This window comes from Acrocarpospora sp. B8E8 (genome assembly GCF_039871605.1).
Taxonomy (GTDB): domain Bacteria; phylum Actinomycetota; class Actinomycetes; order Streptosporangiales; family Streptosporangiaceae; genus Acrocarpospora; species Acrocarpospora macrocephala.
The window spans coordinates 129,835-142,680 of sequence record NZ_JBDPLV010000026.1; the positions used below are offsets into that span (position 1 = coordinate 129,835).

The window sequence follows — 12,846 nt, forward strand, 5'->3', positions numbered from 1 at the left end:
TCCGGGGGTTCCAGTGATGTGGCGCCGCAAGCCCGCTCCGCGGGAGCTGCCCCAGGAATCCGCGGCCGCCCGCCCCGCCGCTCCCCCGGCCACCGCCCTCACCATTGACGCCCTGGGCCGCAAGTGCCCCATCCCCATCATCATGCTGGCCGACCAGATCAACACCGTCGGCCTCGGCGCCGTCGTCGCGGTCCTGGCGGACGACCCGGCCGCGTTCACCGACATCCCGGCCTGGTGCCGCCTGAAGTCCCACGAGCACGTGGCCAGCTACGAACTCCCCCAGGGCGGCTGGTCGATCCACGTGCGCCGTAACTATTAATCCCCGCTGACGGGGTACGTAGCGATTAAAACCGGACGAAAAAGGGGGAAATCGCCATGACCACGGCACGGGAGATCATGCACTTCGGGTGCGAGTGCGTGAGCGAGAACGAGACGCTGGACGTCGCGGCCAAGATGATGCGCGAGATGGACGTCGGGGCGCTGCCCGTGTGCGGGACCGACGACCGGCTCAAGGGGATCATCACCGACCGGGACATCGTGGTGCGGTGCATCGCGGCGGGGCACGACCCGGCCAAGGTCAGGACCGGCGACCTGACCGAGGGCACGCTCGTCTGGGTGAACGCCGACGCCGATGTCGACGACGCGCTCACGGCCATGCAGGAGAACCAGATCCGGCGGCTGCCGGTGCTGGAGAACCACCGGCTGGTCGGCATGATCAGCGAGGCCGACCTGGCCGCGCACCTGCCGGACGAGAAGCTGGCCATGACCATCGGCCAGATCTACGCGCAGGAGTGACGCCACGCTGAGCGGGCCACCTCGCCGGTGGCCCGCTCAGGCGGGTCAGGGGTGATAGCAGCGCACGTGCTCGGCCACCTCGGCGGCGGCGGCCTTGCCGTACGCCCCGGAGAAACGGTCGAGGAAGGCCTGCTGGCCCAGCTCGTACTCCTGGCAGCCGATGCGCTCCAGGACGTGGGTGGCGGTCAGGTTGCCGACCTGGCCGCAGCGTTCCAGCGACAGGCCCCAGGCCAGGGCGGACAGGAAGCCGGCCCGGAACGCGTCGCCGACGCCGGTGGGGTCGGCCTTGCCCAGTTCCGGGGCGGGCGAGATGTGCAGCGAGGGCTCGCCGACCTGGTCGATCCTGGCGCCCTTCGGGCCGAGCGTGGTGATCCGGACGCCCACCCGGGACAGCACGTCCTCATCCGACCAGCCGGTCTTCTGCTCGATCATGCCCTTTTCGTAGTCGTTGCTGAACAGATACGCCGCGCCCTCGATGAGCTGGCGGATCTGGTCGCCCGGCATCCGGGCCAGCTGCTGGGAGGGGTCGGCCGCGAACGGGATGCCGCGGCTGCGGGACTCGTCGGTGTGCCTGAGCATCGCGTCGGGGTCGTTGGGGCTGATCAGGACCAGGTCCAGGCCGCCCAGCCGGTCGGCGATCGGGCCCAGCTCGATCTCGCGGGCCTCGGCCATCGCGCCGGTGTAGAAGGAGGCGATCTGGTTGTGCTCCTCGTCGGTGGTGCACAGGAAGCGCGCGGTGTGGCGCAGCTCGGAGACGTGCACGGAGGCGCAGTCCACGCCGTGGCGCTCCAGCCAGGAGCGGTAGTCGGCGAAGTCGGCGCCGACGGCGCCGACCAGGATCGGGGTCAGGCCCAGGCAGCCCATGCCGAAGGCGATGTTGGCCGCGCAGCCGCCCCGGCGGACCTGCAGGTCGTCGACCAGGAAGGACAGTGAGACACGGTCGAGCTGTTCGGCGACGAGCTGGTCGGCGAACCGGCCCGGGAAGGTCATCAGTTGGTCGGTGGCGATGGAGCCGGTGACGGCGATGCGCACGGGGTCATTCTCCTCGTTGTCAGCAGCGCTTTCTTGAGCCCGCCAGATCGCGAGCCACGCAAGAATACGCGACTTCCCGCCCGCCCGAACTCACGATCCGGACACATGCCACCACCCTGTACGGCACGCGCCGTACAGGGTGGGTTAACCCGGCCCCCGTTAGTTGAACGAGTCGCCGCAGGCGCAGGAGCCCGTGGCGTTCGGGTTGTCGATCGTGAAGCCCTGCTTCTCGATCGTGTCCACGAAGTCCACCGTCGCCCCGATCAGGTACGGCGCGCTCATCCGGTCCGTGACGACACCGACGCCGCCGAAGTCGGATACGACGTCCCCGTCCATCGACCGGTCGTCGAAGTAGAGCTGGTAGCGCAGGCCCGAACAGCCGCCCGGCTGCACGGCGACGCGCAGCTGCAGCCCTTCCTCACCCTGCTGGTCCAGCAGGCTCTTGACCTTGGCGGCGGCCGCGTCAGTCAGGAGGAGCCCCTGCTGCGTGGCCTGCTCGCTGCTCTCAACCGTCATGTAGTGACTCCCACCGTCTGCTTCGACCGCCTATCGGAGGCCGATTGATGTCGTCCTTAGACGCTACCAACACCTCGCCCTCGACTGACATTCCCCCATCCCCTATCAACCAGAAACCCGTCCCATAGACAGCCGCATAGCCGCCGACCAGGCGGCTCGCCGCTGCGGCTGTCCAGATCACGACTTTCTAATTGATACCCCGGGGAATAAACACCGGCAACTCGTGTGTAATCATTAGTCGTCAGTTCGACGATAAGTCCCCGAAGGGGGTGTGGTCAGTGACGACCACGAGTCTTCCGCTCTTCGTGCTCGGCCAGGGCACCGATCCGCACAGCGAACGTGGGGTGGACTGTCCGGGTGAACTCCCGCCGGCCTCCGACCCCACGCTGGTGGCCCGGGCCAGAGCGGCGAAGGATCGGCTCGGCGACCGGCTGTTCGTGCTGGGGCACCACTACCAGCGGGACGAGGTGATCCAGTTCGCGGACGTGACCGGCGACTCGTTCAAGCTGGCGCGCGAGGCCGCGGCCCGGCCCGGCGCGGAGTACATCGTGTTCTGCGGGGTGCACTTCATGGCCGAATCCGCCGACATCCTCACCTCCAACGCGCAGCGGGTGGTGCTGCCCGACCTGGCGGCCGGGTGCTCGATGGCGGACATGGCCACCTTCAACCAGGTCGAGGAGTGCTGGGAGGCGCTGGAGGAGGCGGGCATCGCCGACCAGGTGGTGCCGATCACCTACATGAACTCCAGCGCCGACATCAAGGCCTTCTGCGGGCGCCACGGGGGCGCGGTCTGCACCTCCTCCAACGCGCGGCGGGCGCTGGAGTGGGCGTTCGAGCAGGGCCGCCAGGTGCTGTTCCTGCCGGACCAGCATCTCGGGCGCAACACCGCCGTGCTGGAGATGGGGTTCGGCCTGGACGACTGCGTCGTCTACAATCCGCACCGGCCGAACGGCGGCCTCACCGACGGCGCCCTGCGGGACGCCAGGGTGATCCTTTGGAAGGGCCACTGCTCGGTGCACGGCCGCTTCACCGCGGACTGCGTGGACGACGTACGGGCCCGGATTCCCGGCGTGAACGTCCTGGTGCACCCCGAATGCCGGCACGAGGTCGTGACCAAGGCCGACTTCGTGGGCTCCACCGAATACATCATCAAGACCCTCGAAGCCGCCCCCGCGGGTTCGTCCTGGGCGGTCGGCACGGAGCTGAACCTGGTCAAGCGGCTGGGCACGATGTTCCCCGACAAGACGGTCACGTTCCTCGACAAGACCGTCTGCTACTGCTCCACGATGAACCGGATCGACCTGCCGCACCTGGTCTGGGCGCTGGAGTCGCTGGCCGACGGGCACCTGGTCAACCAGATCACCGTCGACGCCGACACCACGCACTGGGCGAAGGTCGCGCTGGACCGCATGCTCGCGCTGCCGTAACGGTCATCAGCCCGGCTGGGGCGAACCCAGCCGGGCCGATCGATCACTTCAGCTCGTACGAGACGGTGACGGTCACGCCCACCGACTGGCGGCCTGGCGAGATCGAGGCCTTGTCGGCCACGGCCATCGGGCCGTGGTAAGGGATCGGGCCCGGGACGTCGCCGCCCTCCTCGCTGACCGAGACGATCTTGCCCAGCCTGCGGCCGGTGAGCTTGGCGTACTGCCTGGCCTTGGCGGTGGCGTCCTTGAAGGCCGCGTCCCTGGCGGCCACCAGGATGGCGTTCTGGTCGGAGATCTCGAAGTGGATGCCGTTCAGGCGGGCGTCCTCCCCCAGTCCGGCGGCGGCGTCGATGACCTTGTCGGCCTGGGTCAGGTCGCGGACGACCGCCTCGACGCCCTGGGTGGCGCGGTAGCCGATGATCTTGGGGTAGTTCTCGTACTCGGGGCCGAGCGAGAGCTCGCTGGTGCGCAGGTCCTTCTCGGCCAGGCCCGCGCCGAGCAGGATCTTGGTGAGCTTGGCCGCGGCCGACCTGGCCGCCTTGAACGCCTCCCCGGCCGTGGCGCGGCGGACCTCGACGCCCGCCTGCAGGCGCATCAGGTCGGGCGGAGCGGAGACGTTGCCGTGGCCGGTGACGGAGATACGCGATCCTTTCACCACGACACCGGCATACCCGTCGGGTGCGGCGGCGAACGCGGGAGTGCCGAGAAGCCCGGTCACGACGAACGCGGCGGCGGCCGCGTGCCTAAGGTTGATCATGGGCGGATCACATCAGCGGCCGATTGCCCCGCCGGGGACCGCCACGCGCTCTTGGCGATCAGATTGCGGAGTGGTCGACCCACCACTGCAGCAGCTTGACGTCGCCCTCGACCGCGTAGTCCTGGTAGCTGCGCCGGCGCCAGGCCAGCAGCATCAGGTCGGCGGCGGTGGCGGTGCGCACGGTGACGTCGCCGGGGGCGCTGGAGCGCTCGTAGCGGAAGCCCTCCGGGGTCAGGGTGATCAGCCAGGCCGCGCCGGTGTCGGCCTGCCAGGCGATGCTGTCGCCGCCGCCGTGCAGGTCGGCCAGCTGCGGCCGCCAGCGCGCGTACGGCAGGACGTCGAGGAACTCCTCGACCCCGTCGGCCGCGATGCTCTCGTCGATCTCGGGCGCGATGCCGAGCGCCAGTTCGGCGTCCACCCGGTGGATGACGCTCTCGTGCAGCTGCCGGCGGGACCAGAACCGCACGTGCCGGTCGCTACCCCAGGACCACATGGCCGCGTCCGGGGGCTGCGACCTGAGCGCCTCGGTCAGCGGCGCGGCCCCCGCCTCCAGCCAGGACGCGTGCTCGCCGGCGAGCTCGGGGATGCCGAGGTCCATCTCGGCGCGCTCGTAGCGCGCCGGCGTGAGGTCGCGGACCATCGCGGTGACCCAGCGGTGGATGCTCCCGGTGTGCACGACGAGTTCCCGCAGATCCCAGGCCGGGCAGGTGGGCACCGGCGTGGCCGGATTCCGGTCCCGTACGGCTTTCGCCATGCGGATCACCTCGGCGGCGATCGCGTCGGTTTGCGCGACGTGGGTCCAAGCCTTCACAGTGCCTCCCCTGGGCAGCCAGCTGATGCCCACATTCCACACCATCAGAGACCGGGAGCGCCCCAGACCGGGAACCAGCGGGAGAGATCCGGCTCGATTTTCAGCTCGGCGGCCAGGACGCCCCGGGCCTGGAGCTCGAGCGCGTTGTCGCGGCGTTCCCGGTCGAGGGGGGCGAACGGGTAGAACGTGCCCTGTTTGTACAGGTAGACCAGGGCCAGGCGCCGCCCCGTGGGGTTGGCGAAGGACACCAGTGTGCACAGCAGGGACGGCCCGAACCCGGCCGACTCCAGGGTGGAGTTGACCGCATGCAAATCCGTGACAAGTCCCGAAATATCGTCGTTTCGGGCGAGCAGCCACGTGTAACCGTACGAGTCCTGAGAAATCTCGACCTTGCCGAGCAGGGCCTGGATGTCCGACTGGAGCTCGGCGAAGGCGGCGCCCTCGGCGGCGCGGAAGCAGACCGAACCCTGCCCGGCCGGGGCGAAGGCCATCGCGACCTGCAGGCTGATCGCGGCCGACGGCAGCGCGAACAGCGCGTCCAGATCCGGCCGGGCGGGCTTGGAGCGGCCCAGCAGCGCGTCGAACCAGCCCATCAGCGGCGGCCCAGCTCGGCGGAGATCCGGGCCAGCTGCTCCAGCCTGCGGTCCAGCGGCGGATGCGTCGCGAACAGCGTGGCGATGCTGGCGCGGGACAGCGCGGGCACGAAGAAGAACGCGTTGAACGCCTGGTTCGCCCGCAGGTCCCTGGTCGGAATCCTGGCGATCTCCCCGTTGACCTTCGTCAGCGCGCTGGCCAGCGCGGAAGGCCGCTGGGTGAGCAGCGCTCCGGCTCGATCCGCGGCCAGCTCGCGATAGCGCGACAGCAGCCGGGTGAGCAGGAAACTCACCGCGTACACGATTCCCGACACGAGCAGGATGATCAGCCCGATCGGCGGCCCGTTCTGGTTGCGGCTGCGCCCGAGCCCCGAGTACAGCGTGAACCGCGTGATCAGCCCCGCCAGCACGCCCAGGAACGAGGCGATGGTCATGACGGCCACGTCGCGGTGGGCGACATGGGAGAGCTCGTGGGCGAGCACGCCCTCCAGCTCCTCCGGTTCCAGCCGCCGCAGCAGCCCGGTCGTCACGCAGACGACGGCGTTCTTCTGGTTACGCCCGGTGGCGAAGGCGTTCGGCACATCCGAGTCGGCGATGGCCACCCGCGGTTTCGGCATGTCGGCCAGGGCGCTCAGCCGGTCGATCACACCGTGCAGCTCGGGGGCCTCCTGCGGCGAGACCTCCCGCCCGTGCATCGCGAACAGCGCGATCCGATCGGACAGGAAGTACTGCGCCAGCAGGAAGCCCACGGCGATCACCGCGACGACGATCGCCTGCGTCCCGACGGCGATGAGCACCGCCATGAACGCGACGTACAGCAGCCCGAGCAGGAACATGGTCGCCACCATGCGCCCGGTCAGCCCCCGATCGGGTTCGAACCTGGTCATCGGAACCTGGTCACCCGGGGATGAGCCCCGAGTCCCCGAGCATCTCCCTGACCTCCTCGATCGAGGCGTCAGCGGGAGGCAGGATCAGCTCGGACGACTCCAGCGAGTCGTCCGGGAGCGCCTTGCCCACATGCCGGACCTTGTCCAGCAACGCGTGCAGTTTGGTGCGGAAGATGGCCTCGTCGTCGGCCTCGATGGCCCGCTCGAGTTCGGTGTCCAGGGTGTTCAAGACGTCGAGATCACCGTCGGCGATCTGGACCTGGCCCTCTCCCATGATGCGTACGATCACTGTGCCTCCCCCGGCTGGCGGATCTGCTGGGTGTGCTGCTGCCCGGCAGGCTGCTGGCCCGGCTCGATCGCGCTCTTCGGCGCCGGGGCCTGTCCCAGCTCCGCCTTCATTCTGGCGATTTCCAATTCCACATCGCTGCCGCCGCCCATGCGGTCGAGCTCGGCCTGGATGTCGTCACGCTGCCCGGTGAAGTCCTCGAGCGCGCCGCTGGCCAGCAGCTCGTCGATCGCACCGGCCCGCGCCTGCATCTGGGCGGTCTTGTCCTCGGCTCGCTGGATCGCCAGGCCGACGTCCCCCATCTCCTCGGAGATGCCGGAGAACGCCTCGTTGATCCGCGTCTGCGCCTCGGCCGCGGTGTAGGTGGCCTTGATCGTCTCTTTCCTGGTACGGAAGGAGTCCACCTTGGCCTGGAGACGCTGACTGGCGAGGGTCAGCTTCTCCTCTTCGCCCTGCAGGTTGTTGTACTGAATCCGCAGATCGGCGACCGTGGTCTGAATCGAGCCCCGGCGGGCCAGTGCCTCCCGGGCCAGGTCCTCCCGGCCCGAGGACAAGGCGGCCTTGGCCTGCTGCTCACGCTTGGCGGCCTCGGCCTCGGCCTGGTTGATCTGCAACTCGACCCGCTTGCGGCTGGTCGCCACATCCGCCACGCCCCGGCGCACCTTCTGCAGCAATTCCAGCTGCCTCTGGTAGGAGTAGTCCAGGGTCTCCCGCGGGTCCTCCATCTTGTCCAGGGCCTTGTTGGCCTTGGACTTGAAGATCATGGAAAGTCTCTTCATCACGCTCATGCGCGTCGGCCGTCCCCTTCTTAAGGTTGTGCGGGGGTAACCCCAGTCGTTCAATTGCCCCGACAAGCGGGTTGACCGCCTAGGTTCACCCTACGCATAACGCACGGGGGCGTCACTAAGTTGCACTCCCGGTACGCTGGACAACGTGTTCCGACGTCGTACCCAGCCCACCACGGACGACTCCCCCGTCCCTGTGGAAGATCTTAGGCCCCAGGGGACTCCGGCCAAGGGGCGTCCAACCCCCAAGCGGAGCGAGGCGCAGGGGCGCCGCAGGTCGCCGGTGACGGCGCCGTCCAACCGCAAAGACGCCTACAAGCAGGCCCGGGAGCGGGATCGGCTGCTACGGGAACGCGCCCGGGAGGGGATGCTCCGCGGCGAGGAGAAATATTTGCCCGCCCGTGACCGTGGCCCGGTCCGCAAATTGGCCAGGGACTTCGTCGACTCGCGCCGGTTGCCGGGGCAGTATTTCCTGCCCGCCGTGCTGCTGATCATGCTGGCGTCGATGGTCCCGTTCCCGCCGGAGATCCGCCGGTGGGTCCTCACCCTCTACACGATGTCGCTGCCGCTGGTCATGGTTCTGGTGCTGGTGAGCTCCTTCTACGTGGCCGGCCGGGTCAAGAAGGAGGCGGCCCAGAGGTATCCCGATGAGAACCTGAAGGGCGTCGGCTTCTACGCGGCCATGCGCTCCTCGCAGATCCGCAGGCTGCGCTTCCCCAAGCCGACCGTGCTGCCTGGGGGTAAGCCGGTGCCGGTCAAGAAGTGAGTCTGTTTTACTAACCAGAAACCCGTCCCATAGACGGCCGCGAGGCCGCCGACCAGGCTACTCACCGCTGCGGCAGTCCAGATCACGACTTTCTAGTTAGTAGGGTGCGGTAATGGAATTCCGCCACTTGGGCCGCAGCGGTCTGCTCGTCAGCGAGATCAGCTACGGCAATTGGATCACCCACGGCTCGCAGGTCGAGGAGGAGGCCGCGCGCGACTGCGTGCGCGCCGCCCTCGACGAGGGGATCACCACCTTCGACACGGCCGACGTCTACGCGGGCACCCGTGCCGAGGAGGTCCTCGGCCGCGCCCTCAACGGCATCCGGCGCGAGTCGCTGGAGATCTTCACCAAGGTCTACTGGCCGACCGGCGCCGGCCGCAACGACCGGGGCCTGTCCCGCAAGCACATCATGGAGTCGATCAACGGCTCACTGCGCCGCCTTGGCACCGACTACGTCGACCTCTACCAGGCCCACCGCTTCGACGTGGAGACCCCGCTGGAGGAGACCCTCCGCGCCTTCGACGATCTGGTACGGCAAGGCAAGGTCCTCTACGTGGGCGTCAGCGAATGGACGGCCGACCAGATCGCCAGGGCGGTGAAGATCGCCGACGAGATGGGCTTCGACCGCCTGGTCTCCAACCAGCCGCAGTACTCGATGTTGTGGCGGGTCATCGAGGCGGAGGTCGTGCCGCTCTCGGAGCAGGAGGGCATCGGGCAGATCGTCTGGTCGCCGATCGCGCAGGGCGTGCTGACCGGCAAGTACCTGCCCGGCCAGCCGCCGCCGGAGGGTTCCCGGGCGACCGATCCGTCCGGATCCGGCTTCATCGGCCGGATGATGGGCGACGAGGTCCTCCGCCGGGTCCAGGACCTGAAGCCGATCGCCGCCGACCACGGCCTCACCATGGCCCAGCTCGCGGTCGCCTGGGTGCTCCAGAACCCGAACGTCTCCTCTGCCATCGTGGGCGCCACCAAGCCGGAACAGGTCCGCGACAACGTGAAGGCATCGGGCGTCAAGCTCGAAGCCGACGCCCTGAAGCAGATCGACGACGCACTCGGATCCGTGGTCGAACGCGACCCCGCGAAGACCGTAAGCCCCAGCCGCCGCCCCTGAGCAGGTGCTCTGAGCATGGCGCTCTGGACATGCTGTCCTGGACAGGTGCCCATGAGCCAGGCTCAGGTCAGCCCCGGAGCACGGGCTTCAGAGGGTCCCGGCAGGATGAGTCCCCTTGAACACAGGGGCCTCTGAGCACGGCCCGGCGGATCCTCTGCGTGCGGTCCCTGCGCTTCCCGGCGGATGGGTTCTGCTGAACGCAAGAAAGCCCACTGGATCATTCCTTTTCCGGAATATCCAGTGGGCTTTTTATTTCTGGACTATTGGGGACGCAATGACATGCCGGTGTATTCCGGTCGGTCGTCTTCCAGCAAGGTGACCTGCTCAACACCGGATTCCAGCAGGTCACGCCAGATCTCGCCGAGCCACGACTCGGCATCGGCCTGGCTGGTGAAGACCTCCCGCGGCAAGGGACGATCGGTTACCTCACCGCCGTTCGCGTTTTCATAACGCCAACGCCATGTCATGCCATACGCTCCTTATCGCGCGGTCCGGGTCGCCCCGGATACAACTCAGCGGAATCCGCGAACCCCCGAACCCGCCGGGACCCTTCGCAGGGGGCCAAGCCCGGCAGACCTGAACAACCCTCGGGTCCACGAACCCTATAACGCTGAGATATCCCTCAAACACGGAGGCCATTCACGGCGCCCTCCCGCCGGGGTTATCCACAGGCGTGATTTGGCCCCCTGGACCGCCGCTATCCTGCGGAGGCACGAGAAACGGGGGACTCATGAAGGTGCTGCTGACTGGAACCGCCGGTCCCGGAGGATGGCCGGAACCGGGCTGCCGCTGCGCGTCCTGCGGCCGGGTCACGACCCCTCGACGCCCGTTCTCCGTGGTCATCGACGACAACATCCCGCTCACCCACCACGACCTGACCCGCACCCCCGACGGCGACTCCGTGATCGCCCCCGACGGTGACCGCCTGCTCTTCGCGAACGGCGACAGATCCAACACTGACCAGCCCAACGCCCACCGAGCCAACACCAGCCAAGCCAACGGCCACCGGACCGACGGCGACCGAGCCAACGATGACAGGGCCAACGCGGCCAACGATCACGGGTCCAACGCACCAGGAACTAAGGGACCTCACGGACGTGATGTCCTTGACCGGACCAACGCGCCGGGCGCTGAGAGACCCCATCTCTCTCAGGGACGGGGTGGACTTGATCGGACCGACGCGCCGGGCGCCGAGCCTTACGACATCGTGCTCATCGATCTTCTTGAGCGACCCGACCATCTGGGCGACCTGCGGCGTCGTGGTCTGGTCGACGAGGCCACTCAGATTGTGGCGGTCGGTCTCGACCATCGGGCGCCCTCAGAAGCGGAACTGGAGCGCAGGCTTCGATTCTGGGGAGCGATCACCGTCCCGGACGGAACGGTCCTGGACACGAAAGCCCCCCAAGATCGCGTGCGCCCTCGAACGCTTCCCCGCCGGACCCTCCTCCTGGGCGGCTCCCGCTCCGGCAAATCCGCCGAAGCCGAACTACGCCTCGCCGCCGAACCCGAGGTGACGTATGTGGCCACCGCCTCCCCCGGCCACGACGACCCCGAATGGCAAGCCCGCCTCAAAGCCCACCAGGCCCGCCGCCCCGCCCACTGGCGAACCCTCGAAACAACCGACCTCACCCACCTCCTGACCACAGAAACCGGCGTCCTCCTCATCGACGGCCTCGGCACCTGGCTAACCGCCACCATCGACGCCCACAACGCCTGGCCCCCCGCCGGCCCCGAACCAGTCCACACCGAATGCGCCAACCTCCTCAAAGCCTGGCGCCAAACCACCGCCCACATCGTCGCCGTCACCGAAGAAGTAGGCCAAGGCATCGTCCCCTCAACCCCCAGCGGCCGCCTCTTCCGCGACCTCCTAGGCACCCTCAACCAACACCTCACCACCGAATCCGAAGAATCCGCCCTAATAACCGCAGGCCGCATCACCCCCCTCCCCACCTGACACCCCTCCCCACCCCAACGCCTCACCACCTGCCCCGCAGACGTGAAAGGTCGTGCCCCCTCCACCCCCGCGGAGGTGAAACCGTGCCCCCTCCCACACCCTTCAGCGCTGTGCTCACCTCCTCGCGTCCCAAGGTGGAAGACCCATCTCCTGCCCCGCCATGGAATTCCCGTGCTAGCGGCCATCGGTTTCTCCTGCTCCACGGACGGAGGGGTCGCCGTGCATAGGCACGTGACACGATGGCTGGCGGCCATCTCACATCCCGGTATGTGCCCGTCTCCACTGTGGGGTGGGGGCCAGGATGACGATGGCGTGGGCCGACGAAGGCGGCGCACGGCGCCGATCGCCCTGGCCATCAGCGGTTCTCAGTCATCGCCAGCGATCTTCACGGCCGTCACCACAGCGCTCAGGTCATGTCCCTCCAGGCGGGTGGCCATTAGGGCCGACCGCCGACCAGAAATCGGGTGTCCGCGTGGTACGAGCTACGTGGCCGGGGGTCCGGGTGAGGAGCCGAGCGCTCCAGGATGTGGGAGGGCCACGACCGTCGCCTCCACGGGCGGCAGCCGGAAGTGGGAGTGGTCATCAGGAGCTCCCCTGGCTGCGAGCCACGCCCACTCGCACGCCTCGGCGTCCCCGACTTCCCGCCTTCACGGAGGTGACGGCCATACCCCCCACCTACATCCCGGAAGACTCGGCCCCACCCCGCAGCGGCAAGCCAGCCGCAACGCACGCCTCGGTGTTGCCGACCTCCCGTCCCATGGAGGTGACGGTCATGCCTCCCTCCCGCAGCCTGGAGTGCGCGGATCCTCACGCGGCAAGAGGGAAGACCTCAGCCGCCGCTCGGAGGGCTTGGGGGCTTCGGTTCTGGTTGTTGGGGATGTGAGGGGATGATGCGGGTGGTTTGGGCGGGGTGGTTGTTGGCGGTGGGGATGTTGAGTGTGTTTCCCGTGCGGGTGCGGGAGGTGGATCGGCGGGTGGCGGGGTGGGCCATGGTGTTGGCGCCGGGGGTGGGGGTTGGGTTTGGGGGGGGTGTGGGGCTGGGGACCGTACCCGTACAGACCGTGCCGTTCAGGGCGAACGACGCCGGAGCCGGGTTGCTGGAGTTGTTCCAGGACGCGTTGAAGCC

15 protein-coding genes and 1 pseudogene are annotated in these 12,846 nt (G+C 68.3%); 6 read left to right on the top strand and 10 right to left on the bottom strand.

Features of this window, described 5'->3' with window-relative positions:
* Positions 1–16: 16 nt before the first annotated feature.
* The gene (locus ABGB08_RS24855; protein WP_347594198.1) at positions 17–319 is read left to right on the top strand and encodes a sulfurtransferase TusA family protein; all 303 of its coding nucleotides are present in this window, start codon (positions 17–19) and stop codon (positions 317–319) included.
* Positions 320–375: 56 nt separating this feature from the next.
* Positions 376–795 (top strand): CBS domain-containing protein, encoded by a 420-nt coding sequence (locus tag ABGB08_RS24860; protein WP_347594200.1) that lies wholly within the window; start codon positions 376–378, stop codon positions 793–795.
* Positions 796–840: 45 nt separating this feature from the next.
* On the opposite strand, the gene ABGB08_RS24865 is transcribed toward ABGB08_RS24860, so the two are convergent.
* Both ABGB08_RS24865 and ABGB08_RS24870 read right to left on the bottom strand, forming a co-directional pair.
* Positions 841–1,827, bottom strand: a complete 987-nt coding sequence (locus tag ABGB08_RS24865; RefSeq protein ID WP_347594203.1) for a carbohydrate kinase family protein — start codon at positions 1,825–1,827, stop codon at positions 841–843.
* A 159-nt stretch (positions 1,828–1,986) separates the two neighbouring features.
* Positions 1,987–2,343, bottom strand: coding sequence for an iron-sulfur cluster assembly accessory protein (locus ABGB08_RS24870; protein ID WP_347594205.1), 357 nt, complete (start codon positions 2,341–2,343; stop codon positions 1,987–1,989).
* A gap of 278 nt (positions 2,344–2,621) precedes the next feature.
* Here ABGB08_RS24870 and nadA point away from each other — a divergent pair, with 278 nt between their 5' ends.
* Positions 2,622–3,770 (top strand): quinolinate synthase NadA, encoded by a 1,149-nt coding sequence (gene nadA / locus ABGB08_RS24875; protein ID WP_347594207.1) that lies wholly within the window; start codon positions 2,622–2,624, stop codon positions 3,768–3,770.
* 43 nt (positions 3,771–3,813) lie between these two features.
* Here nadA and ABGB08_RS24880 read toward each other — a convergent pair whose 3' ends face one another.
* The 6 genes from ABGB08_RS24880 to ABGB08_RS24905 are packed head-to-tail and all read right to left on the bottom strand — an operon-like array spanning position 3,814 to position 7,892.
* Complete coding sequence (locus ABGB08_RS24880) at positions 3,814–4,527, bottom strand: SIMPL domain-containing protein (RefSeq protein ID WP_347594209.1); 714 nt, start codon at positions 4,525–4,527, stop codon at positions 3,814–3,816.
* A 58-nt stretch (positions 4,528–4,585) separates the two neighbouring features.
* Positions 4,586–5,338: a maleylpyruvate isomerase family mycothiol-dependent enzyme gene (locus tag ABGB08_RS24885; RefSeq protein ID WP_347594210.1), complete on the bottom strand. Its 753-nt coding sequence runs from the start codon at positions 5,336–5,338 to the stop codon at positions 4,586–4,588.
* A gap of 44 nt (positions 5,339–5,382) precedes the next feature.
* Positions 5,383–5,931 carry a hypothetical protein gene (locus ABGB08_RS24890; protein WP_347594212.1) on the bottom strand — a complete coding sequence of 183 codons (549 nt, stop codon included), beginning with the start codon at positions 5,929–5,931 and terminating at the stop codon, positions 5,383–5,385.
* Positions 5,931–6,818, bottom strand: a complete 888-nt coding sequence (gene htpX / locus ABGB08_RS24895; RefSeq protein WP_347594214.1) for a zinc metalloprotease HtpX — start codon at positions 6,816–6,818, stop codon at positions 5,931–5,933. The genes ABGB08_RS24890 and htpX overlap by 1 nt, the downstream gene beginning before the upstream one ends.
* A 10-nt stretch (positions 6,819–6,828) precedes the next feature.
* Positions 6,829–7,107 carry a hypothetical protein gene (locus tag ABGB08_RS24900; RefSeq protein ID WP_347594216.1) on the bottom strand — a complete coding sequence of 93 codons (279 nt, stop codon included), beginning with the start codon at positions 7,105–7,107 and terminating at the stop codon, positions 6,829–6,831.
* A complete protein-coding gene (locus ABGB08_RS24905; RefSeq protein WP_347594218.1) occupies positions 7,104–7,892 on the bottom strand; it encodes a PspA/IM30 family protein in 789 nt (262 codons plus the stop codon). The genes ABGB08_RS24900 and ABGB08_RS24905 overlap by 4 nt, the downstream gene beginning before the upstream one ends.
* Before the next feature lie 193 nt (positions 7,893–8,085).
* On the opposite strand from ABGB08_RS24905, the gene ABGB08_RS24910 reads away from it, so the two are divergent.
* Positions 8,086–8,655: a DUF3043 domain-containing protein gene (locus ABGB08_RS24910; RefSeq protein WP_347594230.1), complete on the top strand. Its 570-nt coding sequence runs from the start codon at positions 8,086–8,088 to the stop codon at positions 8,653–8,655.
* Positions 8,656–8,767: 112 nt separating this feature from the next.
* A complete protein-coding gene (locus ABGB08_RS24915; RefSeq protein WP_155355850.1) occupies positions 8,768–9,766 on the top strand; it encodes an aldo/keto reductase family protein in 999 nt (332 codons plus the stop codon).
* Positions 9,767–10,026: 260 nt separating this feature from the next.
* On the opposite strand, the gene ABGB08_RS24920 is transcribed toward ABGB08_RS24915, so the two are convergent.
* Complete coding sequence (locus tag ABGB08_RS24920; protein WP_155346879.1) at positions 10,027–10,233, bottom strand: hypothetical protein; 207 nt, start codon at positions 10,231–10,233, stop codon at positions 10,027–10,029.
* A 263-nt stretch (positions 10,234–10,496) separates the two neighbouring features.
* Between ABGB08_RS24920 and ABGB08_RS24925 the strand changes: the two genes are divergently transcribed.
* Positions 10,497–11,720 carry a bifunctional adenosylcobinamide kinase/adenosylcobinamide-phosphate guanylyltransferase gene (locus tag ABGB08_RS24925; RefSeq protein WP_347594220.1) on the top strand — a complete coding sequence of 408 codons (1,224 nt, stop codon included), beginning with the start codon at positions 10,497–10,499 and terminating at the stop codon, positions 11,718–11,720.
* 829 nt (positions 11,721–12,549) lie between these two features.
* Here the strand turns inward: ABGB08_RS24925 and ABGB08_RS24930 are convergent.
* Positions 12,550–12,846 (bottom strand): annotated as a pseudogene (locus ABGB08_RS24930) (hypothetical protein); the annotation flags it as partial.

What these genes read in the sequence shown, in the direction of transcription:
- ABGB08_RS24855 (WP_347594198.1), top strand. Translation starts at nt 17, where the DNA reads ATGTGGCGCCGCAAGCCCGCTCCGCGGGAGCTGCCCCAGGAATCCGCG.
- ABGB08_RS24860 (WP_347594200.1), top strand. Translation starts at nt 376, where the DNA reads ATGACCACGGCACGGGAGATCATGCACTTCGGGTGCGAGTGCGTGAGC.
- ABGB08_RS24870 (WP_347594205.1), bottom strand. Translation starts at nt 2,343, where the DNA reads ATGACGGTTGAGAGCAGCGAGCAGGCCACGCAGCAGGGGCTCCTCCTG.
- ABGB08_RS24880 (WP_347594209.1), bottom strand. Translation starts at nt 4,527, where the DNA reads ATGATCAACCTTAGGCACGCGGCCGCCGCCGCGTTCGTCGTGACCGGG.
- ABGB08_RS24890 (WP_347594212.1), bottom strand. Translation starts at nt 5,931, where the DNA reads ATGGGCTGGTTCGACGCGCTGCTGGGCCGCTCCAAGCCCGCCCGGCCG.
- htpX (WP_347594214.1), bottom strand. Translation starts at nt 6,818, where the DNA reads ATGACCAGGTTCGAACCCGATCGGGGGCTGACCGGGCGCATGGTGGCG.
- ABGB08_RS24905 (WP_347594218.1), bottom strand. Translation starts at nt 7,892, where the DNA reads ATGAGCGTGATGAAGAGACTTTCCATGATCTTCAAGTCCAAGGCCAAC.
- ABGB08_RS24915 (WP_155355850.1), top strand. Translation starts at nt 8,768, where the DNA reads ATGGAATTCCGCCACTTGGGCCGCAGCGGTCTGCTCGTCAGCGAGATC.
- ABGB08_RS24920 (WP_155346879.1), bottom strand. Translation starts at nt 10,233, where the DNA reads ATGACATGGCGTTGGCGTTATGAAAACGCGAACGGCGGTGAGGTAACC.
- ABGB08_RS24925 (WP_347594220.1), top strand. Translation starts at nt 10,497, where the DNA reads ATGAAGGTGCTGCTGACTGGAACCGCCGGTCCCGGAGGATGGCCGGAA.